Raw genomic sequence first — 26,863 nt, 5'->3', positions numbered from 1 at the left:
CTTCACGTGACGTCCGGATAGGGCGCGGCGACCGCAGCCGCCGCGCCATCAATCTCACATCGCTTCCGCGTTGAAGTGGAAGAGCTTCTGGCCACCGATCTGGTAGCCTTCGATCAGGCCCTTGGCCTTGTCGCTGACCAGCCAGTCCTCCAGCGCCTTCGCAGCGTCGGCCTTCACATGCGCATGCTTCTCGGGATTGACCGGCAGATAAGCATATTGGTTGAAGAGCGCCGGATCGCCTTGGAACAGCAAATCCAAGCCCGCCTTGTTGTCGAAGTTCAGCCAGCTCGCCCGGTCGGCGAAGATATAGGCGTCCATCCCGGCAGCGGTGTTCAGTGCCGCGCCCATGCCCTGACCGACGGCCTTGTACCAGTCGCCCGCGGGCTCGATCCCGGCCGAGGCCCAGATCTTCAGTTCGGCCTTGTGCGTGCCGCTGTCATCACCGCGGCTGACGAAGGGGGCCTGCGCCTCTTCGATCAGTGCGAATGCCTCGGATGCCGAGCCCGCCGCCTTCGCACCGGCAGGGTCACCCGCAGGTCCCACGACGACGAAATCGTTGTACATGATCTCGCGCCGGTGGGTGGCGTTGCCTGCCTCCACGAAAGCTTCCTCGGCGGCCTTGGCATGCACCAGAACCGCATCCACATCGCCGGCTTCGCCGAGCTTCAGCGCCTGACCCGTGCCGACGACCAGAAGCTGCACCTCGATCCCGGTATCCTTCTGGATCTCCGGCAAAAGCACCTCGGCAAGGCCGGAATTGGCGAAGGAGGTCGTCACGGCCATCTTCAGCTCCTCGGCCCCGGCCGCAGTCGCGAGCCAGAGCGCCGAAAGGGCGGCAAAGGCGGTCTTGAACATCATGGTAAAAGGTCTCCGTTGATATGGGCTCTGGCTTCCGGCGTTCCCGGCCCGGCAAAGAAAGCGTCCCCGCTGCCGGTCTCGATCAACCGGCCATCGAAGAGGAAGAGGATATCGTCGGCAAGGCGGCGCGCCTGACCGACATTGTGGGTGGACATGACGATGCGTGTGCCCCGGTCGCGGGCAGCCGTCAGCACGCGCTCGATCTCGGCCGTCGAATGCAGGTCGAGATTGGCGCAGGGCTCATCGAGGAACAGAACCTCCGGCGCCCGGATCAGCGCGCGGGCCAGCGCCATCTTCTGCCGCTCACCGCCCGACAGAACACTGACCGGCGCGGACAGCGTGACATGCAGCCCGACCTCTTCCGCCGCCGCCTCGCCCCGCGCCCGGGCATCCCTGCGCGCGACCCCGTCAAGGATCAGCGGATAGGCGATACAGTCGAGAACGCTGCGGCGCATCAGGACAGGCGTCTGAAAAACGAAAGCCTGCCGCGCCCGGACATCCTCGGCGCCGCCCTGCCAGACCGCGCGGCCCCGGTTGATCCGTTCAAGCCCGTGCATGGCCCTCAGAAGCGAGGTCTTGCCCGCCCCGTTCGGCCCCATGACGACGGTGATCCCCTCGCCCTCCAGTGTCAGGGATACCGGACCGAGGATGCGCTTGCCCTGCCGGCGCAGTTCGACGTCTTCCAACACAAGGGGCAGGATCGCGCTTACCATCGGCTGCCCCTTTCGGTGCCCGAGAGCATGTGCAGCGCAAGGTTCACCGCGATGGCGAGGGCGATCAGGACGAAGCCCAGCGCCAAAGCGAGCCCGAAATCGCCCTTCCCCGTCTCCAGCGCGATGGCCGTCGTCAGGACCCGCGTCGCATGGTCGATATTGCCGCCGACGATCATGATCGCCCCGACCTCTCCGATCGCGCGCCCGAACCCGGCGAGCGACGCGGTCATCAGCGCCCGCCGCCCGTCCCACAGAAGCGTCTTGATCCGTTGCGCCCGCGTGGCATGAAGCGAGATCAGAAGGTCATGGTAATCCGCCCATAATTCGCGGATCGCCTGATGCGAGATCGAGGCGATGATCGGCGTGATGATGATCACCTGCGCGATGATCATCGCCGTGGGCGTGAAGAGAAGCCCCAGAACGCCCAGCGGACCCGAGCGCGACAGAAGCACATAGACGATCAAGCCGACGACGACCGGCGGCAATCCCATAAGCGCGTTCAGTATCGCGATGGCGAAGCGGCGCAGACGGAACCGGTTGACCGCGATCCAGGCACCCATCGGCAGACCGATGGCCGAGGCGATCACCGTCGCGGTCACCGTAACCTGCAAGGATCGCAGGGTAATCTCGGCCAGCCCGGGGTCGAGCGTGACGACGAGCCTTGCGGCTTGCCAGAGCCCCTCGACGATATCGTTCATGCCTCAGCCGCCCTGCCGGTTGCGAATCTCTCTTCCTCCATAGAGGGACATTATGGGGGTGAAAACGGACAAGGTGACGTTCTGGAGGGACATTTTGTCCACTTTTGCCGGTCAGGCCTGAAGCCCCTATTCCGCCGTGCGGTGACACCAGTCCAGAATGGCGTCGAAATCCAGTGGCAGGGATTCGGCCAGCCCATGGGCAAAGGCCTCGAACCCCGGCAGGTTGGCCTTGTTGACCGCCGTCAGAACCGGCACCCCAGCCGCAAGCGCGCGGCCAATGACGGGCCGGAAGCCGCGGCCGTCGATTTCCTGCTTGCCGAACTTATTGACGATCAGAAGGCGCGGCCCGGGCTGTGCCTCCAGCGCCGCCTCGACCATGCCGACAGCCTGTTCCAGCCCCGACGGGTCGAGCCTGCACCCCTTGGCGAGCGACCCGAGATTCTGCGATATCCGCACCATCCGGTCAGCGGCCAGCACATGCAGGTCCATGTCGCAGGGATGCATCTCGCCACGTTCGGAATTGACCTGAACGGCTCCGGCCAGCGGCCAGCCTTCGTCATGCAGATGCCGCGCCAGATCGGCCAGCACCCGGTCCGCCGCGCCCCGTCCTTCCGCGATGACATAGCCGAGCATGCCCGCATCCCCTTGAAACCGCTTCCGCCGGAATACAAGATGCGGGCCGAAACGGAAAGCCGCCCGATGATCCCTGACCTGCCGATCCTTCCCCACCCCGCCGACCCGCGCCTGACCCGCCGCGTCACTGGCACCGATCAGACCGGCGCCCCCACCGAAATCGCGGTGGTGGAGGAGCGGCCGTTGACGATCTTCCTGAACAGTCAGGAGATTGTGACGGCGATGACCATCGGCGATTACCCCGACTATCTCGCGCTCGGCTTCCTGCGCAATCAGGGGATGCTGAAGGCCGACGATGTGGTGACGGGCGTCGATTACGACGAGGAGATCGAGACCGTCGTTGTCCGCACCGAACGCGCGACCTCTTACGAGGAGAAGGTGAAGAAAAAGACCCGGACCAGTGGCTGTGCGGTGGGCACGGTCTTTGGCGACATGATGGAGGGGCTGGAGGGGCTGGTGTTGCCCGAAGCAGAGGTCCGCACCAGCTGGCTCTACAAGCTGGCGAGAGAGATCAACACCACGCCTTCGCTCTATCTCGAAGCCGGGGCGATCCACGGAACCGTGCTCTGTCAGGGGGACCGGCCCTTGGTGTATATGGAGGATGTCGGCCGACACAATGCGGTAGACAAGATCGCGGGTTTCATGTTCCGCCACGCTGTGCCCGCAGACGACAAGATCCTTTACACGACCGGACGGCTGACCTCGGAAATGGTGATCAAGACCGCCCAGATGGGCATCCCCGTCCTCGCCTCACGCTCGGGCTTCACCGCGTGGGGGGTAGAGATCGCGCGGCAGATCGGGCTTACCCTGATCGGCCGGATGCGGGGACAAAGGTTCGTCTGTCTCTCAGGCGAGGACCGGTTGATCCGCGACGCCGCGCTGACTGGCGAGGATGAGGATCGCAAGCACCGGCGCAAGGGGGCGGGGGATGACTAGTACGCCCGGCGTCATCCTCGCCGGTGGCAAGGCGACCCGGATGGGCGGCGGCGACAAGGGGTTGAAACGCGTGGCGGGCGAGCGGCTCATCGACCGGGTGATCGCACGGCTGGGGCCCCAATGCGCACCCCTCGCGATCAACGCCAACGGCGATCCGGCGCGGTTTGCCGAATTTGGCCTGCCCGTCCTGCCAGACAGCCTGCCCGACCATCCCGGCCCGCTAGCCGGTGTCCTCGCCGGGCTCGACTGGGCAGCGGGGCTGGGCGCCGCATCCATCGTCACGGTCGCCGCCGATACGCCCTTCTTCCCCGCCGATCTGGTCGCCCGGCTTCAGGCCGCCGCCGGCCCCTCGGGCCTCGCGCTGGCCGCCAGCCGAGACGATACCGGCAAGCTCTGGCAGCACCCGACCTTCGGCCTCTGGCCGGTCGCGCTGCGCAACGATCTGCGCGCCGCATTGGAAGGCGGTCTGAGGAAGATCGTCCTCTGGACCGACCGCCATGAGGCTGGCATCGCCGAGTTTCCCTCGGACCCCTTCGACCCCTTCTTCAACATCAACACGCCCGAAGACATCGCAGAGGCGGAAAGGCTGATCGCATGAGGGTCTACGGCGTCACCGGCTGGAAGAACTCCGGCAAGACCACGCTGATGGAGCGGCTGGTGGAGGAGATCACCGGTCGCGGCTTCAGCGTCTCGACCGTCAAGCACGCCCATCATGCGACCGAGATCGACCACGAGGGCCGCGACAGTTTCCGCCACCGGCAGGCGGGCGCGCGCGAAGTTCTGGTCGCCTCGCCCGTCCGCTGGGCGCTCATGCATGAATTGCGCGGCGCGAACGAGCCGCCCTTGGCCGAGCTTCTGACAAAACTCTCCCCCGTCGATCTGGTGCTGATCGAGGGTTACAAGCGCGAAAGCCATCCGAAGGTTGAAGCCCATCGTGCCGAAACCGGCCGTCCCCTGCTTGCGCCCGACAATCCGACGGTGCGGGCGGTGGCCTCAGATACAGTGCCTGCGGGTCTCGACGTGCCGGTCTTCGATCTGAACGACATCACCGCGATCGCGGATTTCATACTGAAGGAGGTCGGGCTGTGAGCTTCGACACAATCGTCGTTGTCGATTGGTCTGGGACCGCTTCACCTTCACCCGAGCGGCCCTCGAAGGACGCGATCTGGATCGGAGTTGCGAGCAGAGCAGGTGATGCCGGTACGGAGTACTACCGAACCCGCGAGGATGCGGTACAGGCGCTTTGCACTTTGTTCGAGCGTGAATGCTATAAAGGCCGCCGCGTATTGGCAGGGTTCGACTTTCCCTTCGGATATCCGCGCGGTTTTGCCAAAGCCCTATGTGGAAGCGATGATCCACTCGCACTCTGGACCGAGATCGCAGCTCGGATCCAAGACGGCACCGACAACGCGAACAATCGGTTTGATGCTGCGGGTGCGATCAACCGTTTATTTCCAGGAAGCGGCCCGTTCTGGGGCAACGGTCTGCAACGCGACATTGCAGACTTGCCGCGCAACAAAGCCAGCTATGAGAACCCCTTTGCCGAAAGGCGTGTCTGCGAAGCCGCCCCGGGCACACAACCTGTCTGGAAGCTGTCCGGCGTCGGCTCTGTCGGTTCTCAAGCGCTACTTGGAATCGCGCGACTTCAGCAGCTTCGGAAACGCTTCGGCGCCGCACTCGCGGTACGACCCTTCGAAAGCAGACAGGCGCCAATCACGCTGGTCGAACTCTTCCCCTCGCTGATCGCAAAAACCATTGCCGAACTGGCAGAGCCGAACGAGATCAGAGATCGTGCGCAGGTGCGTATTCTCTCCGCTGGTCTGGCCGCGCTTGAACCGGGAGTCCTTGAGGCCATGACACGCGAAGGTGACCCTGAGGAGGGTTGGATTCTTGGCCTCGGCCATCAGGCATTGATTGAGAAAGCCGCCCGTACAACTCTTTCCTCGGCTTTGATCCCACCCCGACTTCGCGATGATTGCTTTGCCATGCCGCAGGGCGTGGAATGGGTGCCGGTGGATGACGCGCTAGAACGGCTGCGCGTGGCCCTCGTCCCGATCACACAAACCGAAACCCTGCCCGTGGCGAAGGCGTCCGGCCGGGTTCTGGCCGCCGATTGCATCGCGCGGCGGTCGAACCCGCCACGGCCCAATTCCGCCGTCGACGGCTATGGCTTTGCCCATGCCGCGAACGGTACGGGCGTCCAGCGCCTGCCGCTGGTGGCGGGACGGGCAGCGGCAGGGCAACCCTTTGGCGGCACCGTGCCAGAGGGCCATGCGATCCGCATCCTGACCGGGGCGATCTTGCCCGAAGGCGTCGATACTGTGGTGCTGGAAGAGGATTGTGCGACCGATGGCGCGACGGTTGCGTTCGACGGCCCGGTGAAACCGCGCGCCAATACCCGCAAGGCGGGCGAGGACGTGACCGAAGGCGCAGTGGCGCTCAGCGCGGGTCACCGGCTGCGAGCGCCAGACCTTGCCCTGCTTTCCGCCCTTGGCATTGCCGAAGTCGAGGTCTTCCGGCCGCTTCGTGTCGGCGTCCTTTCAACCGGGGACGAAATCATCGGCAGCCCGGCGGACCAGGCCGAACCACACCAGATCTACGACGCCAACCGGCCGATGCTTCTGGCCATGGCGGCTGCGTGGGACGCGGTGCCGGTCGATCTCGGCCATGTCCGCGACGACCCGACCTTGATCGCCGCCGCACTCGACCGCGGCGCGGCGGAGGCCGATGTGATCCTGACCTCGGGCGGAGCATCGGCGGGGGATGAGGATCACGTCTCGGCCCTCCTGCGGACACGCGGGCACCTCACAAGCTGGCGCATCGCGATGAAGCCCGGGCGGCCCCTCGCGCTTGCGCTCTGGTCCGGCGTGCCGGTCTTCGGCCTGCCCGGCAACCCGGTCGCGGCCTTCGTTTGCGCGGCGATCTTTGCGCGCCCCGCCATCAGCCTCCTGTCCGGCGCGGGCTGGGCCGAGCCCCTGGCCATGACCCTGCCCGCAGGTTTCGCCAAGTCCAAGAAGGCAGGACGGCGCGAATATCTCCGCGCCCGGATCGGCGCGGATGGGAGGGTGGAGGTCTTCGCCTCGGAAGGTTCGGGCCGGATCAGCGGACTGAACTGGGCTACCGGCCTCGTCGAACTGCCCGACGAAGCGCTGGCCGTCCAGCCCGGCGATCCGGTGCGGTTCCTGCCCTATCAGGGCTTCGGGCTCTAGACCTCGACCGCGATCACCGCGACACAGTCGCCCGCCTTGACGAGACCGGGGAAATGCCGTGCGGTCAGAAGCCCCGCACGTTTCGCCGCAATGGTCACCGGCGGCACGCCGGTCCGGTCCGGTGCCCAGATCCGGGCCAATGGCTGGCCCTTCGCGACCACATCGCCCAGATCGGACATCGGCTCGATCAGTCCGTCACCTTCGGCGAAGTGGAAGCAGTCGCCATCCGGCATATCGAGGTTGACGGTCGGCCCCGTCTCCAGCGCGCCCTTCAGGATACCGGCATGGATCAGGAGATTGCGCACCCCTTTCTTGGCGATGCCGATCGACCGCGCCGTGGCCGTGCCGCCGCCGCCCAGCTCGGTCGTGACAAAGACCTTGCCCTGTTCCTCCACCGCCGTGTCGAACATGCCGACCGCGTCAATCTCCAGCATCATCATCGACCAGGGCGCGTTGAAGGCCTTCATCGCGGCGACTGAGGCTGCCTCCTGCGCCTTGTCCTCGAGCACGTGGACCGCGGCGAAGGGCAGGAAGTCGAGCGTTTTGCCGCCTGAATGGTAGTCGAGGACGATATCGGCCATCGGCACCAGCGTGCGCTGGAAATAATCCGCGATCTTCTGCGTCACGGTGCCATCAGGCGCACCGGGGAAAGACCGGTTCATATTGCCCTTGTCGATGGGCGAGGTGCGCGTGCCCGCACGGAAGGCGGGATAATTGAGGGCGGGCACGATGATCACCCGCCCCGTGACCTCGGCCGGATCGAGCGTTGCCGCCAGATCCATCAGCGCCACCGGCCCTTCATATTCGTCGCCATGATTGGCGCCGGTCAGAAGCGCGGTCGGGCCATCACCGTTCCGGATCACGGTGATGGGCATCATCACCGACCCCCAGGCGCTGTCGTCACGGCTGTAGGGCAGGCGCAGGAAGCCATGGTGGGCACCGTCCTGATCGAACGGAATCGTCGGCATAATCGGGTTCGGTTTCACGGGCTTACCCCTTCACAACCATCTGCCGGGGCACATCGGCCAACAGCTCGGGCGCACCCTTGCCGATGACGATGCTCTCGGTGATCTCGAAGCCCCAATCCTCCATCCAGAGGCCGGTCATGAAGTGGAAGGTCATGTTCTCTTCCAGAACGGTCTTGTCGCCGGGGCGCAGCGACATGGTGCGCTCGCCCCAGTCGGGCGGGTAAGAAATCCCGATCGGATAGCCGGTGCGGTTGTCCTTGGTGATCCCGTATTTCTTGAGGACCCCGAAGAAGGCATGGGCGATATCCTCGCAGAGATTGCCCGCCTTCGCGGCTTCAAGCCCCGCCTCCATGCCTTCCAGCACGGCCTTTTCGGCATCGAGGAAGGTCTTCGTCGGCTTGCCGAGGAAGACGGTCCGCGACAGCGGGCAGTGATAGCGGTGATAGGCACCCGCGATTTCAAAGAACGTGCCCTCGCCCGACTTCATCGGCTTGTCATCCCAGGTCAGGTGCGGGGCAGAGGCATCGGCACCCGAGGGCAGAAGCGGCACGATGGCGGGATAATCGCCGCCCGCGCCGATCCCTTCATCGTAGCGCAACCCGGCATCATAAATCTCGGCCACGAGGTCGCATTTCCTCATCCCCGGTTCGACGGTGTCGAAAATGCGCCGGTGCATCTTGCTGACGATCTTGCCCGCAACGCGCATGTAATCGAGCTCCTGCTCGGACTTCACCGCTCGCTGCCAGTTCACCAGCGCCGTCGAGTCGCTGAAACGCGCATTGGGCAAATGCTTTTGGAGTGACGCGAAGGCAGCAGCCGAGAACCAGTAGTTGTCCATCTCGACCCCGATCCGGGCGCTTGCCCAGCCACGCTCGGCAATACGCTCCGACAGGTAATCCATCGGATGCCGCTCGGTCGACTGCACGTAGTGGTCAGGATAGCCGATGATGTCGTCATGGGACATGAAGACGGTGCGCTTGGCCCCGTTCGCGTCCTGCCCGCGCCCGAACCAGACGGGATCGCCCTCCATCCCCAGCAGCACGCATTGGTGGACGTAGAAGGACCAGCCGTCATAGCCTGTCAGCCAGGCCATGTTGGACGGGTCCGAGACGATGATGAGATCGACCCCCTTCGCCTCCATTGCCTTGCGCGTCTTGGCGATGCGGGCGGCGTATTCTTCCCGGGTGAAGTAAAGCGTTGCCATGGTCATCTGAGGCTACTTTCGCGGTTAGCTGTTGAAATCTGTGCCGATGCCCGCCGCGTCGGCACGTTGGCGGGCAAAGGTGGCGATGGCGGTGTCCTGAACGCCGGTGCCGGTCAGGTCGGCGATGGTGATCTGATCGGGCGAGGTGCGGCCCGGGGCCTTGCCCGCGACGATGTCACCCAGTTCGGTGAAGGTGCGGTCGGGCGGGACCAGCCCGGCCTCGATGGCCCCGCGCAACTCACCCATCAGCGCGGTCTGGCTCTGACGGTCGGGCACATAAAGATCGGCAAGGGTCAGGCAGGCGGGCTCAAGTTCCGCCTTGTGATGCTGGTCGGAGCCCATGGCCGTCACATGCTGGCCCGGGCGCAGCCAGTCGGCCTTGATCAGCGGCTCGGCGGCGGGGGTCGTGGTCACGATCACATCGGCACCCGAAACCGCGCCGGCGAGATCGGACGACGCCGTAACCGGGATGCCAAGGTCAGCGGAAAGCTCTTTCGCCGCCGCCTCGGCCTTGGCCGTATCCCGCGCCCATATCACTGCCGAGGTGATCGGCCGGACAAGGCAGAGCGCCTTCAACTGCAGCCGCGCCTGCATCCCCGCGCCGACGATGCAGGCGGTCGCGGCGTCCTCGCGCGCCAGCGCCCGGGCCGCGACGGCCCCGGCGGCGGCAGTGCGCACTTCCGTCAGATAGCCATTGTCCAGAAGCAGCGCCTCGACCTGCCCGGTCTTTGCCGAGAATACCACCATGATCCCGTTCGTGGTTGGCAGGCCGATTGCGGGATTGTCGTAAAATCCCGGCGACATCTTGATCGTGAAGCTTTCGGCCCCGGTAATATGGGCGGTCTTTACATCGACCTCGCCGTTATTCTCCCGAATGCCCATGGACAGGATCGGCGGCATTTCAACCGTGCCGCCGCCTAACGCGGCAAAACCCTCCGCCACGCAGTTCACGGCCGCAAGATCGAGCGGGATGGCCTGCCGCAGTTCCGTTTCGCTCAGTATCCGTATACTCGGCATGTCTATCCTTTCGCCACGTCGACATCCTCGCCCGAAACTAGGCGGTGATGCAGGCCCATGTCGATATTACCGCCCGACAGAAGAACTGCCGTCTTGCCCGAAGGCCGCACCTTACCGGCCAGCAGCGCCGCGATCCCGACCGCGCCCGCGCCTTCGACGATCTGGCGTTCCTGCCAATAGGCGTGGCGGACACCTTCGGCGATCTCCGCCTCAGTCAGAAGCACGACCTCATCCACCAGATCGCGCACCATCGCGAAGGTGTGGCGGTTTTCCAGCCCGATGCCGCCGCCAAGGCTGTCAGCCAGCGTCGGCAGTTCCTCCACCTCGACCGGGCGCCCCGCCGCCAAAGACGCCTGCATCGCCGCCCCGCGTTCCATTGAGATGCCAATGACCCTGATATCGGGCCGCATCCCCTTCAGTGCCGCGGCAACGCCAGCGATCAGGCCCCCGCCCGAAAGCTGCACCAGAACCGTCTCCACATCAGGAACCTGTTCCAGAAGTTCGAGCCCGAGCGTGCCCTGACCGGCAATGATATCGGCGTGATCGAAGGGCGGCAGCATGACCATGCCCGCCTCGGCCACCAGCCGCTCGACCTCTTCCTGCGCATCGTCCTGCGAGCGTCCGACAATGCGGATCTCGGCGCCCAGCGCCCGGATCGCCTCGACCTTGTTCGCGGGCACGAGGTTGGACATGCAGATGACGGCGGGCAGACCGGCCTCGCGCGCGGCATGGGCAAGCGCCCGTCCGTGATTGCCGGTGGACGCGGCAACGACACCCTTCGCGCGGTCTGCATCCGACAGGCATAGCACGGCATTGGTCGCGCCGCGCAACTTGAAGCTGCCGGTGATCTGCCGATGCTCCAGCTTCAGATGGACCGGCACGCCCATTATCTCCGACAGGCTCGCCGACACCTCGACCGGCGTCCGGCGAAGCGCCCCCCCGATCCGATCCCGGGCGGCCAGTATTTCATCGAGCGTCACCGACGCTGAAGACATGTCAGCGGCCCTTTCCGAATTTGACCTTGGACCTTGGCACCGAAGTCCAATATGTCTGACCTCCACGGTAACGTGACCGGGAGGCGGTGTCTTTGCTGAAACTCGACAGGCGGGATATCGCCATATTGAAGGTTCTCTCGACAGAGGGCCGCATCACCAAGGCCGAGCTTGCGTCACGCATAAACCTGTCCCCCACGCCCTGCTGGGAGAGGCTGAAACGCCTTGAAAAGGCCGGGATCATCGAAGGCTATCACGCGGCCATCTCGCTCAGAAAGCTCGGCCCCAACGTGACTGTCTTCGTCACCGTCGAACTTGCCGATCACGGCGCCAAGGCGCAGCGCGATTTTGAGGAAACCACCCGCCGCCATGACGAGATCACCGCCTGCTGGGCGCTGGGGGGCGGATTCGACTACCTTTTGCAGATCGTCACCCGTGATATCGACGCCTATCAGCACTTCATCGACGACCTTCTGAACGGCGATGCCCGCATCGCCCGCTATTTCACCTATGTCGTGACCAAACCGGTCAAGGGGCCCTCGGTGCCGCCTATCGAAGCTCTGGTCGAAGGACTCGGCTGACCCGGACGCCCGGCAGAACCCTAGAATAACCCGCCCCAAAATTTTGACTGTATTTGCGGCCGATTTCAGATGAATCGTCTGCCAGAATCGGGAAATTCAGACCCGGTCCCATCCGCTCCCGGGCGATACTTCCCCCGCAAGCCTGATCGTCATGACGTCGAAGGCGGCTGGAAACTGCGGAGCACTGAAGATGAACGACATAAGCGCCATCGGCACCGACCTGCGGGCGGACACATCCCTCCTGCGTACCTCCTCCTATGTCGATGGCCAATGGATAGAGGGCCACGACGGCGCGACCTTCCCCGTCACCGACCCCGCGACCGGACAGATCGTCGCCAGCGTGGCGAAGCTGACCGGGGCGGACGCGACCACGGCTGTCGATGCCGCTGCCCGCGCCTTTCCGTCCTGGGCCGCGCGCCTGCCGCAGGACCGGTCGCACCTCTTGCGGAACTGGTTCAACCTGATCGTGGCCCACCGTGAAGAGCTTGCGCAGATCATGGTCGTCGAGCAGGGCAAACCGCTTTCCGAGGCGCGCGGGGAAATCGACTACGCCGCCTCCTTCGTGGAGTTTTATGCCGAAGAGTCCAAGCGGCCGAATGTCGAAGGCGTCACCTCGCATCTCGCCGATGCCGAGGTGGAGGTCTGGCGCGAACCGGCCGGGGTGGCCGCCCTCATCACGCCGTGGAACTTCCCCGCCGCCATGCTGACCCGCAAGGCCGCCGCCGCGCTGGCCGCAGGCTGCACAATCGTCGCGCATCCCTCGGCCGAAACCCCGCTGTCGGCGCTGGCATTAGCCGAACTGGCCGCCCGCGCTGGCCTTCCCGCAGGTGTCTTCAACGTCGTCACCGGCGACGCCCCCGAGATCGTCGGGCCGTGGACCGATGACCCGCGCGTGCGTGTCCTGTCGTTCACCGGCTCGACCGAGATCGGGCGGTTGCTCTACCGCCAGTCCGCTAAAACGGTAAAACGGCTGGTGATGGAACTTGGCGGCCACGCGCCAGTTCTTGTCTTCGCGGATGCCGATCTTGAGGTGGCGGTGACGGAGACCATCAAGGCGAAATTCGCCACCTCCGGGCAGGATTGCCTTGGCGCGAACCGGATCTTCGTCGAACGACCGGTCTATGACGCGTTCTGCCGCCGATTCACGTCGGCGACGCAAAACCTTTCCATCGGGCCGGGGCTAGAGGATCGCGATATCGGTCCGCTGATGAACGAAAAGGCCGTCGCCAAGCAGGAAGAACAGGTTGCGGACGCGCTGTCCAAGGGCGCGACGCTCGCCTGCGGCGGCAAGCGCCATCCGCTCGGCCCGCTCTTCTATGAGCCGACCGTCCTGACCGACGTGCCCGCCGATGCCGAAATCCTGCACGAAGAAACCTTCGGTCCCGTCGCCGCCATCGTGCCTTTCGATACCGAGGAAGAGGCGCTGACCCGCGCCAACGACACTGAATACGGGCTGGTTGCCTATGTCCACACGCAGGACCCGCGCCGCATCTACCGTGCAAGCCGTGCGCTTCAGTTCGGCATGGTCGCGGTCAACCGGACCAAGGTGACCGGCGCGCCGATCCCCTTCGGGGGCATGAAACAATCCGGCCTCGGTCGCGAAGGATCGCGTCTGGGCATGGAGGAATTCACCGAAATCAAGTACGTCTGCCGTGACTGGGCATGAGAAGGGAAAGACCGATGCTGACGAATGACCAAATCGACCGCTGGGACCGCGAGAACTTTTTCCACCCTTCGACCCATCTTGCCCAACATGCGCGCGGCGAAAGCCCGAGCCGGGTGATCAAGACCGCCTCGGGCGTGCATATCGAGGATCGGGACGGCAACCGGCTGCTGGACGCCTTCGCGGGGCTCTACTGCGTCAACGTGGGCTACGGACGACAGGAGATCGCCGAGGCGATTGCGGCGCAGGCAAAGGAACTGGCCTATTACCATTCCTATGTCGGCCACGGCACGGAGGCCTCGATCACGCTCGCCAAGATGATCGTCGACCGGGCGCCGTCGAACATGTCGAAGGTCTATTTCGGGCTCGGCGGGTCCGACGCGAACGAGACGAACGTCAAGCTCGTCTGGTATTTCAACAACGTCCTCGGACGGCCCGAGAAGAAAAAGATCATCTCGCGCTGGCGCGGCTATCACGGCTCTGGCCTCGTGACCGGCTCGCTGACGGGGCTGGAACTCTTCCACAAGAAGTTCGACCTGCCGCTGGCGCAGGTGATCCACACCGAGGCGCCCTACTACTACCGCCGCAAGGACCTGAACCAGTCCGAGGCCGATTTCGTGGCCCATTGCGTGGCCGAGCTTGAGGCCCTGATCGAGCGGGAAGGCGCGGACACCATCGCGGCCTTCATCGGCGAACCGGTTCTGGGCACCGGCGGCATCGTACCGCCGCCCGCAGGCTACTGGGCGGCGATCCAGAAGGTTCTGAAAAAGCACGATATCCTGCTGATCGTGGACGAGGTCGTGACCGGCTTTGGCCGTCTCGGCACGATGTTCGGATCGGATCACTACGGGATCGAGGCCGATATCATCACCATCGCCAAGGGCCTGACCTCGGCCTATGCGCCGCTATCGGGCTCCATCGTCTCGGACCGGGTCTGGAAGGTGCTGGAACAGGGCACCGACGAAAACGGCCCCATCGGTCATGGCTGGACCTATTCCGCCCATCCAATCGGCGCGGCGGCGGGGGTCGCGAACCTTCAGCTCATCGACGATCTGAACCTCGTGCAGAACGCGGGTGAGGTCGGGGCCTATCTGAAAAAGACCATGGCCGAGGCGCTGGCCGATCATCCCCATGTCGGCGATATCCGCGGCGAGGGCATGCTCTGCTCGGTCGAGTTCGTCGAGGATAAGGCCGACCGTCGTTTCTTCGACCCGGCAAAGAAGATCGGCCCGCAGGTCTCGGCCACGCTGCTGGCGCAGGATAAGGTCATCGCCCGGGCCATGCCGCAGGGCGACATCCTCGGCTTCGCGCCGCCCTTCTGCCTGACCAAGGCCGAAGCCGATAAGGTCGTCGCGGCGACAGCGCGGGCGGTGAAGACCGTATTGGGGTGATCGTTTCGCGGACCGACTCACCTACCAAAACGAAAGAAGCCCGCACTGCGGGCTTCTTTTCGAACCGGCTCCGGTAGAAAACGCACCGGTCGCGGGCGGGCTGTTCAGTCTGCAATCCTGTGCGAAGTGCTGTCACCCAGCGACTGCTGATACTCTCTCGAGCGGACCAGCGGCTGGTTGGTGAAGAAGACGAAGAAAACGTCCACGACCGAGATGATCCCACGGGTCAACGGCCAGATTGTCAGCGCTGCGATACAGGCCTCGGGTTGCTGCAGCAGCAGCATGGTCGAAGACGTGCCGATCGCCGTTACAAGCGCCAGGCGGTCGATGATCCAATACAGTGGCATATCGTACTTCCCCTTCTAATTCAGCACGAAGTCTGCACTGCCCTTCCTCATATTTATCTTATTGTTTTTATTATTTTATCAGCCCCAGGACCGTTGAAACCGGGGGCTGTTCTTGCCTGCGTGGCAGTTACTCTGCCACGGTTTCTTCTGCCGGTGCCTCCTCGTCTTCGACCGGAAGCGCGCGGGTGACGCCGAGGGCCGAAGCCAGCTCATCGAGAAGATCCTCGGTGCGCTCGGGCGACAGTTCCTTGTTGGATTCATCGACGATCCGCGCCTCGGAGTCAGAGAGAAGATCATCCAGCGCGGCTTGATCGGCCTCATCCTGGGCGCTGTCGACCGCCGCGTCGACGATATCCTGTGCGGCAGCCTCGTCGGCGGCGTCGCAGTTTGCACTGCACGACACCACACCATCTTGGACCGAATACTGCGGATCACCTTCGACGGTATCCGCGTTGAGCAGATCTTCGAGTTCCTGATCCGACACTTCCACCGGCTCACGCTCACCAAGGAGCGAGTCGAGCGCGGCCTGTTCGTCCTCGGTCAGTTCCTCGCCCGCGGCAGCCTTTGCGGCCAACTGGTATTGCGACAGCGCGCCGATCGTGCCGTTGAAATTCTGGTTGCGGATATGCGCATCAAGCGCGGCCTGGTTCGCATTCTTGGCGTTCCACTTGCCCAACTCGCTCGGATGCAGCGGCTCGCCCGGGACAGCAGAGACAGTCGTCGTCTTCTTGATGACCTTGGTGGATTTCGCGGCGGTCGTTCGCTTGCCACCGCCCTTATTCACGTTCCCGCCCTTGCCGTAACCCTTTCCATTACCGCCTTTGTCGGCGCTCTTTCCGCCTCCCTTGCCACCGCCATTGCCGCCACCGTTGCCGTTCTTGGCATAGGCTGCATCCGGCATTGCAACAGACGTCACGAATGCCACCGCCCCGAGCGACGCGACGGCGAAACAGGCGGCTTTCATCAACATATGCGGTGAGCGTGTCATGATTCGTCCTCGTATCGTTGCATCTCCCGATCTCGCCTTTTAGACACCGCCCGCCGTTATTCGGCGACAACGACCGGCGAATCGGTCAATCGTTAACCAATTAGAGACCACATTCGCATTGAACCGGGCGACAACACCCTATTCATGCCCCATTCACTGCGTATTTGATACGCAATGCATATGATAAAGCGCATTCTCACGGTTGGCATTCTTGCCCTGATGCTTGCACCCCTGACGGTGCAGGCGGCCGGTATGCGTGAACTCAGCCAGGCAGAGTTGCGCGACAGCGTGAAGGCCGGGCAAAGCCAAAGTCTGGCGAACATACTACGTTCAGTGCAAAGCAGCGTTTCAGGTGAAGCGGTGGATGTCCGCGCCTTTGAAGCGGATGGCATCTACTATCATGTTCTGGTGATGCAGCCGAACGGCAAACTGGCCAGCGTCGTCGTCGATGCCGCGACCGGCAAACCTTTACCCGGTGCTTCGGAAAGCGCCAGGGCGGTGCGTCAGGCCGCACGTGCCAACCCGGGCGGCAAATCGAAGAAGGGCGTCGGCAATTCTGGCACGGCCAATCCCGGCAAGGGCAATTCCAGCGGCGGCAACAGTGGCGGCAGCGGCAATAGTGGCGGCAACGGCGGTGGAAACGGTGGCGGCAACGGTGGCGGCAACGGCGGTGGTAGCGGCGGCAGTAAAAAGTAGTGTATCACGGCACCACTAGCCACGGATCACGCCAGGATCGACCATGCGAATACTAATTGCCGAAGACGAAACCGTTCTGTGCGACCAGATCAAGCGGGCGCTCAGCGCCGAGGGACAGGTTGTCGACGTCGTACATGATGGCGAGGAGGCGGTTTTCCGCGGCTCTAACGAAGCCTACGACGTCATCATACTTGATATCGGCCTTCCGAAGAAGGACGGCCTGTCGGTTTTAAAGGAATGGCGCGCCTATAAGGTCGACACACCGGTCCTGATCCTGACCGCCCGGGACGGATGGACCGACCGGGTCGACGGGCTTGACGCAGGGGCCGACGATTATCTGTCGAAACCTTTTCACATGGCGGAGCTTTCGGCACGCGTCCGCGCACTTCTGCGCCGCAAGACCGGCATTGCCAACCCGGTGTTCCGTAAGGACGATGTCGAGTTCGACACCCGCAACGGCCGCGTCACCAAGGGCAGTTTCCCAGTCGAGCTGACCGCTCAGGAAAACGCCGTGCTTTCCTATCTGTTTCATAATGCCGGTCGTCTCGTGTCCCGGACAGAGCTGTCCGACCATATCTACGAATATGACGGCGACCGGGATTCCAATACGATCGCCGTGTTTATCACGCGGCTTAGGAAGAAGCTCGGCAGCGACTTCATCCAGACGGTCCGCGGCCGCGGTTACATGATCGATTCCGATTGATGCGTTCGCTTCGGCAGCGTGCAATCGTCGGCGGATTGCTTTGGGCCGGCCTGATCATTGCCATCGGCGGCGTCGCTCTGTTCTATTATTTCGACGCGCTGAGCCTTCACCGGTTCGATACCGCGCTTCGCGATCGCTACCTTCAGGTCGTCGCCGCGCTCGGTAACAGCGGCGGCGATGCCGATGCGATGGAAGGATTGCTGACAGACCCCGCCTATCAGCGGACCTATTCTGGACGCTACTGGCAGGTCATCGCCTCGGACGGCGAAGCAATCGCGTCGCGGTCGCTCTTCGATACCCTCCTAGATCATCCTCAAGTGGACACGATCGATCCGGACTACTGGAACGGTCCCGGCCCCGAAGGTCATCTGCGCGGTATCGCCAGCATGGTGCAGCTGGACGACGGCACAGCCTGGACTGTTGCCGTAGCCGAGTCCCTCGACTCTCTGGATGCCGAGCGTAGTCAGATCCGGCAAAGCCTCTTGACCACATTCGCGTTCATCGGCGCGCTGGGCGTTGCTGGCGCAATGCTGCAGATGTCGGCCGTCATCCGGCCGCTGAACAAGCTGCGCAAGGATGTCGCGCACCGCTGGGACAGCAACGATACGCTTGACCCGGCCGATTACCCTGACGAAGTGGCGCCCCTAGTCACCGATATCAACACGCTCCTGCACCGCAACCGCGAGATCGTCGAACGCGGCCGCAGGCAGGCGGCGGACCTTGCGCATGCGCTCAGAACACCCACGGCCATCCTGCGCAATGAACTCGACGCGCTGACCAGTCAGGGGATCGAACTGGACCGAGCACATGAGGCTCTCGACCGCGTTGACGCGCAATTGCAGCGCTCGCTTGCCCGCATCCGCGCCGAGAACACCGGCGCGACGACGAAGACGCAAACACGACTCTCCAAATCGGTGGACCGTCTTGCGCGCCTCTTCCGTTCGATGCCCAACGCCAAAGACAAATCCCTGAAAGTGGACCTGTCAGACCGCATCCATATCCCGATGGATGCGCAGGACCTGGAAGAGATCCTCGGCAATACGCTTGAAAATGCGTTCAAATGGGCCCGGAAGGCCGTCCGTGTCATCGGCGGCGAGTCCCCCGACGACATATGGTTCGCGATCGAGGATGACGGCCCCGGTATTCCCGAGGAAAGCCGGCGCGAGGCGCTGCGGTCGGGCGGACGCCTCGATACTTCGATGCCGGGCACCGGGCTCGGCCTCGCCATCGCCGCCGATCTGATGCACGCCTATGGCGGCCGCATCGCGCTGTCGCAGTCCGAAGACCTGGGCGGGCTGCGGGTCACATTCTCAGTCCCCGCCCGCCGCGGGCTTGGCGCATCCGAGACCGAATAATTCCTTGGAATAAGAATGATATGCGCCCGGTCATCTGAGATCGCTGGCCGGTCATACCGATGTTCACCGGACAGCTGTCAGCGGTGGCGGTTAGGATCACGAAGCCCGCCCGACCGTCAGAAAAACAACCTATTCCCAAGGAATGGCGGAAGCGGTGGGATTCGAACCCACGAACGAGTTTCCCCGTCGCTGGTTTTCAAGACCAGTGCCTTCAACCACTCGGCCACGCTTCCGGCAAACCGGCCTTATCCTGCCGCTCGCGATTCTGAAAGACTACATGGCTGATTTCCGCAACAAGGTCTGGCGCAGCCTTTTCTTGAAGGTGCCGAACCGCTACAATAAACAATCAGGCGCGGAACACCGCATGTTCTTGGGGTAATACGACCGATTTGATCCGAGTCAGGGGGTCGGTTGCCGTACAAAAATATTAGGCAGACAAGCACGACGCAGAGCTCGTGCAAAATCGGGGGCGAGCATGAATAGGCAGGGATTGGCGTGGCTCGGGGCGGCGTTGCTTTCGCTTGCTCTTGGCGGGTGTCAGCAGACCGGGACGTCATCGCAGTCCTCCGGACCAGAAACCGGGCAACCGGCTGCTGCTAAAGCCGCCGTCGGTGCCGAGGTTGAAGCCCCCGATGTGTTTCAACTGACCGCAAAGGGTCTCTGGGATGGGCGCCCCTCGCTTGGCGGGATTTGGGTCGCCCACGCCGATGTGACCGACCCCGAACGCGTCATCATCCGCAACGCGACCAACGGCAAGTCAGTCACCGGCGCCCTGTTCCGGCGCGAACGTGACAATCCGGGACCGAGCGTTCAGGTCTCATCGGATGCAGCAGAGGAACTTGGCATGCTGGCAGGCCAGCCCGCCGAACTCAGCATCGTGGCCCTGCGACGCAAAGAGGTGGAACTGCCACCCCCGTCCGACGCCGAACAGGTCGACGAACCGGAGGCCGAGGCCCAGGCCGCCGCTGTCGAACCCGCCCCGGAAACTGCGCCTGCCGCCGCCCCGGCTGCAGCTGCTCCGGCCGCCGAGATCGCTGCGGAAACCCCCGTCGAACCCGCCGCCGAAGCCCCTGCGGCCGAGCCCGCCCCAAAGAAGAAGTCCGGCGGTCTCTTCGGGTTCCTGCGCAAGAAACCGCAGGCCGATCCGGCACTAGACGCGCCGGTGACCGGCGGCATCACGTCAGGTCAGATCGAACAGGCCCCGCTCGACCCGATCGCGGGTGCAGCCGCCGCCATCGACCGGGCCGAGGTTGGCGAACCGCTGAGCGCCACCGCACCGGCGGCCACGCTGAAACGTTCCTACATCCAGATCGCCACCTTCACCGCCGAAGCCAATGCCAACAAGGCAGCAGAAAAGGCAAAGGCGGCCGGCCTGACGGCCACGATCATCCGTGAACAGGGCAACGAAAAACCCTATTGGCGCGTCCTGATCGGCCCCGCTGCCTCGGTGGCCGAACGCGACGCGCTGCTCGCCCGGGTCAAAGAAGCCGGCTTTGCCGACGCCTATCCCGTGACGCAATAAGCAAAGGACTGAGGTCTCAGATGTTCCGCCACCTCGCCGCGCTCCTCCTCGGGCTCGTTATCGCCATTCCGGCCCAGGCTTTCGACACCCGCGCGCAGGCGGCCTGGGTTTACGACATGACAACCGGCACCGTTCTTCTTGAAAAGAACGCGGATGCCCCCCTGCCGCCCGCCTCGATGTCCAAGCTGATGACGCTGAACATGCTCTTTGAGGCGGTCAAGGACGGGCGGGCCAGCATGGACACGACCTTCTCCGTCTCGACCAAGGCCTGGCAGATGGGCGGGTCGAAAATGTTCGTGAAGCCGGATGACCGTCCCACTGTCGAAGAGCTGATCCACGGCATCATCATCAACTCGGGCAACGATGCCTGCGTCGTGGTCGCCGAAGGCCTCGCCGGTTCCGAGGAAAACTTCGCAAAGCTTATGACACAGCGCGCCAGGGACCTTGGTATGACCCAGTCGACCTTTGCGAATTCGTCTGGCTGGCCCGACCCAAACCAGCGGATGAGCCCGCGCGACCTCGGCTTCATAGCCACGCGTCTGATCACCGAGTTTCCCGAGTTCTACCCGTATTTCGCGATGACGGAGTACAACTACAAGGATCGGGTGCCCGCCAACTCCCGCAACCGCAACCCTATGTTGCGGACCGGTGGCAACGGAGACTGGACCGCTGATGGGCTGAAGACCGGCCATACGTCCGAAGCCGGTTATGGTCTCGTCGGCTCGGCGGTGCATCAGAACGGTCGGCGCATCGTCTTCGTCCTTACCGGGATGGCCAGTGAGGCCGAGCGCGCGCAGGAGGCCGAGGCGATCACCAACTGGGCCTTTCGCGAATTCGTCCAGAAGACGGTCGCCCAGAAGGGCACCCGCATCGCCGAGGCCGATGTCTGGCTGGGCGAGGCGACAAAAGTCGGCCTTGTCGTCGGCGATGACGTCGAATTGCTTCTGCCCTCGCTCGCGCAGGAAACGCTGAAGGCCAATGTGGTCTATTCCAGCCCGATCGAGGCGCCGATCGAAGACGGTCAGAAACTGGCCGAGATGCAGATCGACATCCCGGGTATTCCGATGGTGACCATTCCGCTTGTGGCGGAACAGGCCGTGCCAAAAGGCGGCTTCACCAGCCGGTTGCGCACCGCCTTCGGCATCTTGGCCAAACTGGTTGTGGCCGAAGTCGCCGAGTTTCAAAGCTGACCGGCGGCATGTTCATCACGTTTGAGGGGATCGACGGGTCCGGCAAATCGACCCAGGCGCGGATGCTGGCCGATCGCCTGCGGGCTGCGGGCCGCGATGTCGTCCTGACCCGCGAACCGGGCGGCTCTCCGGGCGCCGAGGAAATCCGGCGGCTGGTCCTGGAAGGCGACCCCGACCGCTGGTCGGCCGAGACGGAAATCCTCCTTTTCACCGCCGCCCGCCGCGATCATCTCGAACGGGTGATCGAACCCGCGTTGAAGGCGGGCAAGGTCGTCATCTCTGACCGCTTCGCCGATTCAACCCGGATGTATCAGGGCCTTTCGCGGGGCGATCTGCGCGGCACGGTGGACCGCCTGCACCAGATGATGATCGGCCGTGAACCCGACCTAACCTTCCTGATCGACATGGACCCGGAGGTCGGCCTTGCCCGTGCAAAGGGGCGCAACGGCACTGAAGAACGGTTCGAGGATTTCGGCGCGGGCTTGCAGGCGCGCATGCGTGACGGTTTCCTCGCGCTGGCCGCCGAATTCCCGGCCCGATTCCGGGTCATCGACGGCAACCGCTTGCCGGAAACCGTCGCCGAGGAGGTCGCCGCCATCGCCGAAGGGGCGCTGGCATGAGCGATGAGGGTCATCCCGAACCCGACCGGGTCGAAGGCGCGCCGCATCCGCGCGACACCGCCCGCCTGATCGGGCAGGACACCGCCGAGGCCGCCTTTCTCGATGCCTATGGCTCGGGCAGGCTTCATCACGCCTGGCTTCTGACCGGTCCGCTCGGGGTCGGCAAGGCAACGCTCGCCTGGCGCATCGCGCGCTTTCTTCTGGCCACGCCCGAAGACGACGGCGGCGGCCTTTTCGGTGATCCGGCCCCGGCGCCCGCATCGCTTGAGATCGCCCCCGACCACCCGGTCGCCCGCCGCATCCATGCCGGTTCGGAGCCCCGGCTCTTTCCCCTGCGCCGGGCCTGGGACGACGACAAGAAGCGGCTCAAGACCGTCATCACCGTCGATGAAGTCCGCCGGATGAAAAGCTTCCTGCACCTCTCCGCCACCGATGGCGGCCGCCGCGCGGTGATCGTCGATCCGGCGGATGAGATGAACACCGCCGCCGCCAATGCGCTTCTGAAGATGCTGGAGGAGCCGCCCCATGGCGTCACCTTCCTCCTGATCTCGCACCAGCCGTCGCGCCTTCTGCCGACGATCCGCTCGCGCTGTCGCGAACTGCGGCTCACCACGCTCAGCCCCGACGCCCTCACCAAAGCCATGACCGCCGCCGGGGCCGACGCCGGAAATGGCGCCGCCCTTGCAACCCTTGCCGGCGGCTCCGTCGGCGAGGCGATCAGGCTGACCAATCTCGACGGACTCGACACCTACGCCGCCATCGTCCGGCTGTTCTCGACGCTCCCGCGCCTCGACCGGCCGCAGGCCCTGAAACTTGCCGAAAGCGCCGCGCAACGCGGGGCGGAGGAGAAACTCTCGCTCCTCCTCGACCTCTTGGACCTCTTCCTCGCCCGCCTCGCCCGCGCGGGTGCCACCGGAACCACCGGACCAGAGGCCGCGCCGGGCGAAGCGCAGCTTCTGTCCCGCCTTGCCCCCCATGCCGCAGCAGGCCGCCGCTGGGCCGAACTTAGCCAAAGCCTCGGCGCCCGCGCCCGACACGGCCGCGCCGTCAATCTCGACCCCGCCGCGTTGATTCTCGACATGGTGCTGAAGATCGATGAGGCCGCCCGCGACACGATCAGCGCCTAGGCTAAAGCTTTCCCCATTCCCTGCCCTCGCCGCATTCCCCTCGGCTGAAAAACGCGCTAAAGGCAGGCCATGACCAGACCCGCACTCATCACTGACAGCCATTGCCATCTCGACTTCCCTGACTTTGCCGGGGAACTGCATGATGTCATCGCCCGCGCCAATACGGCAGGCGTCCACCGCATTGTAACGATCTGCACGCGGCTGAAGAATGAACCGCAGGTCCGCGCCATCGCGGAAACCCATGCCAATGTCTTCTATGCGGCAGGCACCCATCCGATGAGCGCGGCGGAAGAACCGATGGCCACGGTCGACGACTTCACCCGCCTCGCCAAACACCCGAAATTCGTCGGCATCGGCGAAACCGGGCTCGACTACCACTACACAGCCGACAGCGCCGAGGTGCAGCAGCAGTCGCTCCGCATCCATATCGCGGCGGCGCGTGAGACCGGCTTGCCGCTCATCATCCATGCCCGCGCGGCGGATGAGGATATGGCCCGCATCCTGAGCGAGGAATACCGGAACGGTGCTTACGCTTGCGTCATGCACTGCTATTCCTCGGGGCCGGACCTCGCGAAAGCCGCCCTCGACCTTGGCTTTTACCTGTCCATGTCCGGTATCGCCGCCTTCCCGAAAAGCCAGGAGTTGCGCGACATCTTCGCGAGCGCCCCGGTCGACCGCATCCTTGTCGAAACCGACGCGCCCTACCTTGCCCCCCCGCCGCATCGCGGGCGACGCAACGAACCGGCCTACACTGCGCATACGGCAAAGGTCGGGGCAGAAATTTTCGGCCTCAGCTACGAAGATTTTGCGACCCGCACCGAGGCGAATTTTGAGCGGCTCTTCACCAAGGCGGCAGCGGCCGCAAAGGCGGCCTGACATGGCGCTTATGCGCTTCACCATCCTTGGCTGCGGGTCGTCGGGCGGCGTGCCGCGCATCGGCGGGCTCTGGGGCGATTGCGACCCGGAAAACCCGAAGAACCGCCGCAGCCGCTGTTCGATGCTGGTCGAGCGGATCGGCGATGAGGGCATCACCCGCGTTCTGATCGACACGTCGCCCGACATGCGCGAACAGCTTCTGAAGGTGGAAATCGACCATCTCGATGCGGTCCTCTACACCCATTCCCATGCTGACCATGTGAATGGGCTCGACGACCTGCGCCAGTTGGTCTTCCTCAACCGCCGCAAGGTTCCGGTCTGGGCCGATGCGCCGACGCAGGAAGCGCTGATGTCGCGCTTCGCCTACGCGTTCGTGCAGCCCGAAGGCTCCTCCTATCCGCCGATCTGCGATCTGCACACGATCAGGGGCCCGGTCCATATCGACGGGCCGGGCGGGCGGATCAGCTTCGACCCGTTCGAGGTCGATCACGGCGATATCGACGCGCTCGGCTTCCGCATCGGCGGGCTTGTCTACCTGCCCGACGTGCTGGCGATCCCTGAGCCGGTCTGGCAAAGCCACCTGACCGGGCTTGACTGCTTCATCGTCGACGCGCTCCGGCGCAAGCCGCACCCGACCCATGCCCATCTGGCCCTGACGCTGGAATGGCTGGCGCGCGCCCGGCCGAATCGCGGCGTTCTGACCAATATGCATATCGACCTCGACCACGGGACGGTCGAGGCCGAGACCCCTGACCATATCAGCGCCGCCTACGACGGGATGGTGCTGGAATACGAGGTTTAGCCCTGTTGCCCGGCCTGCCGATCCAGACGCTTCTGGAAGTCACGCTGCCGGTCTTTCTGGTCATCGGGTTCGGGTATCTCGCGGTCAGGTTTCGGGCCTTCAGTGATCAGGGTGTCGACGGGTTGATGAAGTTCACCCAGAACTTCGCGATCCCCTGCCTTCTGTTCCGCGCCATCTCGACACTCGATCTCGACCAGACCTTCCAGTGGCCCTTGCTCGTGTCGTTCTACACCGGCGCCACGACGGGCTTTTTCGTTGGCCTTCTGGGCGCGAGGTTTCTATTTGGCCGTCCGTGGACCGATGCAGTGGCCATCGGTTTCTGCTGCCTCTTCTCCAATTCTTTGCTGCTCGGCCTGCCCATCACCGAACGCGCCTATGGCTCCGATGCGCTGGCTGCGAACTACGCGATCATCGCCCTGCATTCGCCCTTCTGTTACGCGCTCGGCATCACCGCGATGGAGATCGCACGACATGGCGGCGCGGGCGTCTTCACGACCGTCCGCGCTGTGATCACCGCAATGGTGAAGAACGCGCTGGTGATCGGCATTGCGCTCGGCTTCGCGGTCAACCTGACGGGCACCACCCTGCCGGGCGTGCTGACCGAAGCCATCGACCTGATGATCCGAGCCGCCCTGCCCGCCGCCTTGTTCGGGCTCGGCGGGGTACTGGTGCGTTACCGGCCCGAGGGGGACCTGCTGACCGTCCTCTACGTCTGCGCCGTGGGTCTGATCCTGCACCCGACGATCACCTGGACGCTGGGGCAAACGCTCGACCTTCCGCAGGCTCCGTTCCGCTCGGCCGTTGTCACGGCCGCGATGGCGCCCGGGGTCAACGCCTATGTCTTCGCCAATATGTACGGCGTCGGCAAACGGGTGGCGGCGACGGCCGTCCTTTTCGCCACCGCGCTTTCGGTCGTGACCGTCTCGGTCTGGCTCAGCCTGCTCGGCTAACGCGATGTCGGATCTGAGCCGGGAGCAGAAGTTTAAATTTTTCTTTTTCGCCCCTTAGCAGCTAACGACGGCTCTGGGCGCGTTAAGAACGGTGCTAGGCTGTGGCGTGGCAACAAACGATTGGAACGAATTGCGAGTTGCGTTTAGTGATGTACTACTCAGTCACAGGATCGTCGCAGATGCCGTCTCCAATTGGGACCTGGACACTTAACTCTTTCTACCTCACCGATACTGTTACCGGTGAAAAGCATATGCCGTTCGGGCGTGAGCCGATTGGATGCATTGTGATCCAACCATCGGGGCGAATGATCGCCCTACTGACGCCGTCTGGCCGAAAGGCTCCTACGACCGTCGAAGACAAAGCCGCCGCTTTCGACGCCATGGTTGCATATTCCGGACAATACAGAATCGAGGGCCAAGAATTCGTGACCAGCGTAGAAATGGCCTGGTTCGAGCCTTGGGTTGGTGGCGAGCAGCGGCGGCGCTACCGTCTGGATGGCGACACCATGAACATCGAATCTGCCCCGGCTAAGATGCCCGGCCTAGAAAACCCTGTCGTCGGAACGCTGGTCTGGACGAGAGAATCCTGAGAGACGGAAGACGTTGCTGAGAAATTGGCAAACAGCAGATCCGCCCCAAAGCAGCCTTTGATGAAAATGCAGCAAATACCCACTTCGTCCGCAAAGCGGACTTTGCGCAGGACGTAATCTCCATCCAGCGCACGCGGCCCAAAGCGATACACGCCGGGATTAACCCGGCGTGCGCTCTTGCCATACGTTTTGCAGACCGAAGGCCGACGCCCTGCCGACCGGGATCGGACGGTC

The 26,863-nt window shown here is 64.0% G+C and carries 28 protein-coding genes and 1 tRNA gene; 18 read left to right on the top strand and 11 right to left on the bottom strand.

The genetic code is table 11. The features are described from left to right. Positions 1–54: 54 nt before the first annotated feature. From OEZ71_RS16745 to OEZ71_RS16730, 4 genes are all read right to left on the bottom strand, one after another. Positions 55–855, bottom strand: a complete 801-nt coding sequence (locus tag OEZ71_RS16745; RefSeq protein WP_263741434.1) for an ABC transporter substrate-binding protein — start codon at positions 853–855, stop codon at positions 55–57. Next, positions 855–1,571 carry an ATP-binding cassette domain-containing protein gene (locus OEZ71_RS16740; protein WP_263741193.1) on the bottom strand — a complete coding sequence of 239 codons (717 nt, stop codon included), beginning with the start codon at positions 1,569–1,571 and terminating at the stop codon, positions 855–857. Before OEZ71_RS16740 ends, OEZ71_RS16745 begins: the two co-directional genes overlap by 1 nt. Then, positions 1,565–2,269, bottom strand: coding sequence for an ABC transporter permease (locus tag OEZ71_RS16735; RefSeq protein WP_263741191.1), 705 nt, complete (start codon positions 2,267–2,269; stop codon positions 1,565–1,567). The genes OEZ71_RS16740 and OEZ71_RS16735 overlap by 7 nt, the downstream gene beginning before the upstream one ends. Before the next feature lie 126 nt (positions 2,270–2,395). Next, positions 2,396–2,902 (bottom strand): DUF2478 domain-containing protein, encoded by a 507-nt coding sequence (locus OEZ71_RS16730; RefSeq protein ID WP_263741190.1) that lies wholly within the window; start codon positions 2,900–2,902, stop codon positions 2,396–2,398. A 39-nt stretch (positions 2,903–2,941) separates the two neighbouring features. Between OEZ71_RS16730 and OEZ71_RS16725 the strand changes: the two genes are divergently transcribed. From OEZ71_RS16725 to OEZ71_RS16710, 4 genes are read left to right on the top strand one after another with little or no spacing between them, the layout of a single operon-like run. Further along, positions 2,942–3,838 carry a formate dehydrogenase accessory sulfurtransferase FdhD gene (locus OEZ71_RS16725; protein WP_412175644.1) on the top strand — a complete coding sequence of 299 codons (897 nt, stop codon included), beginning with the start codon at positions 2,942–2,944 and terminating at the stop codon, positions 3,836–3,838. Further along, on the top strand, positions 3,831–4,436 hold the full coding sequence (gene mobA / locus OEZ71_RS16720) for a molybdenum cofactor guanylyltransferase MobA (RefSeq protein ID WP_263741188.1): 606 nt from the start codon (positions 3,831–3,833) through the stop codon (positions 4,434–4,436). Before OEZ71_RS16725 ends, mobA begins: the two co-directional genes overlap by 8 nt. Then, a complete protein-coding gene (gene mobB, locus OEZ71_RS16715) occupies positions 4,433–4,927 on the top strand; it encodes a molybdopterin-guanine dinucleotide biosynthesis protein B (RefSeq protein ID WP_263741187.1) in 495 nt (164 codons plus the stop codon). Before mobA ends, mobB begins: the two co-directional genes overlap by 4 nt. Next, the gene (locus tag OEZ71_RS16710; protein ID WP_263741185.1) at positions 4,924–7,047 is read left to right on the top strand and encodes a molybdopterin-binding protein; all 2,124 of its coding nucleotides are present in this window, start codon (positions 4,924–4,926) and stop codon (positions 7,045–7,047) included. The genes mobB and OEZ71_RS16710 overlap by 4 nt, the downstream gene beginning before the upstream one ends. Here the strand turns inward: OEZ71_RS16710 and doeB are convergent. Genes doeB through eutB form a run of 4 tightly spaced genes read right to left on the bottom strand, consistent with a single transcriptional unit; the run spans position 7,044 to position 11,231 of the window. Beyond that, entirely contained in the window at positions 7,044–8,033 is a 990-nt protein-coding gene (gene doeB, locus OEZ71_RS16705; RefSeq protein ID WP_263741183.1) for a N(2)-acetyl-L-2,4-diaminobutanoate deacetylase DoeB, read from the bottom strand. The two genes, OEZ71_RS16710 and doeB, sit on opposite strands and share 4 nt — an antisense overlap. Positions 8,034–8,037: 4 nt before the next feature. Further along, positions 8,038–9,225, bottom strand: coding sequence for an ectoine hydrolase DoeA (doeA, locus tag OEZ71_RS16700; protein WP_263741181.1), 1,188 nt, complete (start codon positions 9,223–9,225; stop codon positions 8,038–8,040). Positions 9,226–9,243: 18 nt separating this feature from the next. Then, complete coding sequence (gene eutC, locus OEZ71_RS16695; RefSeq protein WP_263741179.1) at positions 9,244–10,236, bottom strand: ectoine utilization protein EutC; 993 nt, start codon at positions 10,234–10,236, stop codon at positions 9,244–9,246. Positions 10,237–10,238: 2 nt separating this feature from the next. Further along, positions 10,239–11,231 carry a hydroxyectoine utilization dehydratase EutB gene (eutB, locus tag OEZ71_RS16690; protein ID WP_263741178.1) on the bottom strand — a complete coding sequence of 331 codons (993 nt, stop codon included), beginning with the start codon at positions 11,229–11,231 and terminating at the stop codon, positions 10,239–10,241. Between the two features lie 95 nt (positions 11,232–11,326). Between eutB and OEZ71_RS16685 the strand changes: the two genes are divergently transcribed. The 3 genes from OEZ71_RS16685 (at position 11,327) to OEZ71_RS16675 (ending at position 14,863) form a co-directional block, all read left to right on the top strand. Further along, positions 11,327–11,809: an Lrp/AsnC family transcriptional regulator gene (locus OEZ71_RS16685; protein WP_263741432.1), complete on the top strand. Its 483-nt coding sequence runs from the start codon at positions 11,327–11,329 to the stop codon at positions 11,807–11,809. A 190-nt stretch (positions 11,810–11,999) separates the two neighbouring features. Further along, positions 12,000–13,475, top strand: a complete 1,476-nt coding sequence (locus OEZ71_RS16680; RefSeq protein ID WP_263741177.1) for an NAD-dependent succinate-semialdehyde dehydrogenase — start codon at positions 12,000–12,002, stop codon at positions 13,473–13,475. Positions 13,476–13,489: 14 nt separating this feature from the next. Continuing rightward, positions 13,490–14,863 (top strand): aspartate aminotransferase family protein, encoded by a 1,374-nt coding sequence (locus tag OEZ71_RS16675; RefSeq protein WP_263741176.1) that lies wholly within the window; start codon positions 13,490–13,492, stop codon positions 14,861–14,863. 104 nt (positions 14,864–14,967) lie between these two features. Here the strand turns inward: OEZ71_RS16675 and OEZ71_RS16670 are convergent, their stop codons facing one another. After that, positions 14,968–15,210: a hypothetical protein gene (locus tag OEZ71_RS16670; protein WP_263741174.1), complete on the bottom strand. Its 243-nt coding sequence runs from the start codon at positions 15,208–15,210 to the stop codon at positions 14,968–14,970. Between the two features lie 127 nt (positions 15,211–15,337). Further along, positions 15,338–16,198: a hypothetical protein gene (locus OEZ71_RS16665; protein ID WP_263741172.1), complete on the bottom strand. Its 861-nt coding sequence runs from the start codon at positions 16,196–16,198 to the stop codon at positions 15,338–15,340. A 180-nt stretch (positions 16,199–16,378) separates the two neighbouring features. Here OEZ71_RS16665 and OEZ71_RS16660 point away from each other — a divergent pair, with 180 nt between their 5' ends. From OEZ71_RS16660 to OEZ71_RS16650, 3 genes are read left to right on the top strand one after another with little or no spacing between them, the layout of a single operon-like run. Beyond that, on the top strand, positions 16,379–16,894 hold the full coding sequence (locus tag OEZ71_RS16660; protein ID WP_263741171.1) for a PepSY domain-containing protein: 516 nt from the start codon (positions 16,379–16,381) through the stop codon (positions 16,892–16,894). A 43-nt stretch (positions 16,895–16,937) separates the two neighbouring features. Then, a complete protein-coding gene (locus tag OEZ71_RS16655) occupies positions 16,938–17,597 on the top strand; it encodes a response regulator transcription factor (RefSeq protein WP_263741170.1) in 660 nt (219 codons plus the stop codon). Beyond that, positions 17,597–18,952 carry a sensor histidine kinase gene (locus tag OEZ71_RS16650; protein ID WP_263741168.1) on the top strand — a complete coding sequence of 452 codons (1,356 nt, stop codon included), beginning with the start codon at positions 17,597–17,599 and terminating at the stop codon, positions 18,950–18,952. The genes OEZ71_RS16655 and OEZ71_RS16650 overlap by 1 nt, the downstream gene beginning before the upstream one ends. Before the next feature lie 143 nt (positions 18,953–19,095). Here OEZ71_RS16650 and OEZ71_RS16645 read toward each other — a convergent pair. Beyond that, positions 19,096–19,185: transfer RNA gene (locus OEZ71_RS16645), tRNA-Ser, on the bottom strand. 242 nt (positions 19,186–19,427) lie between these two features. Between OEZ71_RS16645 and OEZ71_RS16640 the strand changes: the two genes are divergently transcribed. The 8 genes from OEZ71_RS16640 (at position 19,428) to OEZ71_RS16605 (ending at position 26,629) form a co-directional block, all read left to right on the top strand. Beyond that, positions 19,428–20,474 carry an SPOR domain-containing protein gene (locus OEZ71_RS16640; RefSeq protein WP_263741166.1) on the top strand — a complete coding sequence of 349 codons (1,047 nt, stop codon included), beginning with the start codon at positions 19,428–19,430 and terminating at the stop codon, positions 20,472–20,474. A 20-nt stretch (positions 20,475–20,494) separates the two neighbouring features. Then, entirely contained in the window at positions 20,495–21,664 is a 1,170-nt protein-coding gene (locus OEZ71_RS16635; protein WP_263741165.1) for a D-alanyl-D-alanine carboxypeptidase family protein, read from the top strand. A gap of 8 nt (positions 21,665–21,672) precedes the next feature. Next, positions 21,673–22,284, top strand: a complete 612-nt coding sequence (gene tmk, locus OEZ71_RS16630; protein ID WP_263741163.1) for a dTMP kinase — start codon at positions 21,673–21,675, stop codon at positions 22,282–22,284. Beyond that, positions 22,281–23,411, top strand: coding sequence for a DNA polymerase III subunit delta' (locus OEZ71_RS16625; RefSeq protein ID WP_263741162.1), 1,131 nt, complete (start codon positions 22,281–22,283; stop codon positions 23,409–23,411). The genes tmk and OEZ71_RS16625 overlap by 4 nt, the downstream gene beginning before the upstream one ends. Positions 23,412–23,480: 69 nt before the next feature. After that, entirely contained in the window at positions 23,481–24,287 is an 807-nt protein-coding gene (locus OEZ71_RS16620) for a TatD family hydrolase (RefSeq protein ID WP_263741160.1), read from the top strand. 1 nt (position 24,288) lies between these two features. After that, entirely contained in the window at positions 24,289–25,089 is an 801-nt protein-coding gene (locus OEZ71_RS16615; protein ID WP_263741159.1) for an MBL fold metallo-hydrolase, read from the top strand. 20 nt (positions 25,090–25,109) lie between these two features. Then, positions 25,110–26,039: an AEC family transporter gene (locus tag OEZ71_RS16610; RefSeq protein ID WP_263741431.1), complete on the top strand. Its 930-nt coding sequence runs from the start codon at positions 25,110–25,112 to the stop codon at positions 26,037–26,039. A 149-nt stretch (positions 26,040–26,188) separates the two neighbouring features. Next, positions 26,189–26,629, top strand: coding sequence for a lipocalin-like domain-containing protein (locus tag OEZ71_RS16605; RefSeq protein ID WP_263741157.1), 441 nt, complete (start codon positions 26,189–26,191; stop codon positions 26,627–26,629). Positions 26,630–26,863: the final 234 nt, after the last annotated feature.

The sequence above is a fragment of the Albidovulum litorale genome (genome assembly GCF_025751495.1).
Taxonomy (GTDB): domain Bacteria; phylum Pseudomonadota; class Alphaproteobacteria; order Rhodobacterales; family Rhodobacteraceae; genus Albidovulum; species Albidovulum litorale.
This window is presented reverse-complemented; position numbering and strand designations above follow the sequence as displayed.

Coding starts and splice junctions, on each gene's coding strand:
- OEZ71_RS16745 (WP_263741434.1), bottom strand. CDS start 855: ATGTTCAAGACCGCCTTTGCCGCCCTTTCGGCGCTCTGGCTCGCGACT.
- OEZ71_RS16740 (WP_263741193.1), bottom strand. CDS start 1,571: ATGGTAAGCGCGATCCTGCCCCTTGTGTTGGAAGACGTCGAACTGCGC.
- OEZ71_RS16735 (WP_263741191.1), bottom strand. CDS start 2,269: ATGAACGATATCGTCGAGGGGCTCTGGCAAGCCGCAAGGCTCGTCGTC.
- OEZ71_RS16730 (WP_263741190.1), bottom strand. CDS start 2,902: ATGCTCGGCTATGTCATCGCGGAAGGACGGGGCGCGGCGGACCGGGTG.
- OEZ71_RS16725 (WP_412175644.1), top strand. CDS start 2,942: ATGCGGGCCGAAACGGAAAGCCGCCCGATGATCCCTGACCTGCCGATC.
- mobA (WP_263741188.1), top strand. CDS start 3,831: ATGACTAGTACGCCCGGCGTCATCCTCGCCGGTGGCAAGGCGACCCGG.
- mobB (WP_263741187.1), top strand. CDS start 4,433: ATGAGGGTCTACGGCGTCACCGGCTGGAAGAACTCCGGCAAGACCACG.
- doeA (WP_263741181.1), bottom strand. CDS start 9,225: ATGACCATGGCAACGCTTTACTTCACCCGGGAAGAATACGCCGCCCGC.
- eutC (WP_263741179.1), bottom strand. CDS start 10,236: ATGCCGAGTATACGGATACTGAGCGAAACGGAACTGCGGCAGGCCATC.
- eutB (WP_263741178.1), bottom strand. CDS start 11,231: ATGTCTTCAGCGTCGGTGACGCTCGATGAAATACTGGCCGCCCGGGAT.
- OEZ71_RS16680 (WP_263741177.1), top strand. CDS start 12,000: ATGAACGACATAAGCGCCATCGGCACCGACCTGCGGGCGGACACATCC.
- OEZ71_RS16675 (WP_263741176.1), top strand. CDS start 13,490: ATGCTGACGAATGACCAAATCGACCGCTGGGACCGCGAGAACTTTTTC.
- OEZ71_RS16670 (WP_263741174.1), bottom strand. CDS start 15,210: ATGCCACTGTATTGGATCATCGACCGCCTGGCGCTTGTAACGGCGATC.
- OEZ71_RS16665 (WP_263741172.1), bottom strand. CDS start 16,198: ATGACACGCTCACCGCATATGTTGATGAAAGCCGCCTGTTTCGCCGTC.
- OEZ71_RS16660 (WP_263741171.1), top strand. CDS start 16,379: ATGATAAAGCGCATTCTCACGGTTGGCATTCTTGCCCTGATGCTTGCA.
- OEZ71_RS16655 (WP_263741170.1), top strand. CDS start 16,938: ATGCGAATACTAATTGCCGAAGACGAAACCGTTCTGTGCGACCAGATC.
- OEZ71_RS16650 (WP_263741168.1), top strand. CDS start 17,597: ATGCGTTCGCTTCGGCAGCGTGCAATCGTCGGCGGATTGCTTTGGGCC.
- OEZ71_RS16640 (WP_263741166.1), top strand. CDS start 19,428: ATGAATAGGCAGGGATTGGCGTGGCTCGGGGCGGCGTTGCTTTCGCTT.
- OEZ71_RS16635 (WP_263741165.1), top strand. CDS start 20,495: ATGTTCCGCCACCTCGCCGCGCTCCTCCTCGGGCTCGTTATCGCCATT.
- tmk (WP_263741163.1), top strand. CDS start 21,673: ATGTTCATCACGTTTGAGGGGATCGACGGGTCCGGCAAATCGACCCAG.
- OEZ71_RS16625 (WP_263741162.1), top strand. CDS start 22,281: ATGAGCGATGAGGGTCATCCCGAACCCGACCGGGTCGAAGGCGCGCCG.
- OEZ71_RS16620 (WP_263741160.1), top strand. CDS start 23,481: ATGACCAGACCCGCACTCATCACTGACAGCCATTGCCATCTCGACTTC.
- OEZ71_RS16615 (WP_263741159.1), top strand. CDS start 24,289: ATGGCGCTTATGCGCTTCACCATCCTTGGCTGCGGGTCGTCGGGCGGC.
- OEZ71_RS16605 (WP_263741157.1), top strand. CDS start 26,189: ATGTACTACTCAGTCACAGGATCGTCGCAGATGCCGTCTCCAATTGGG.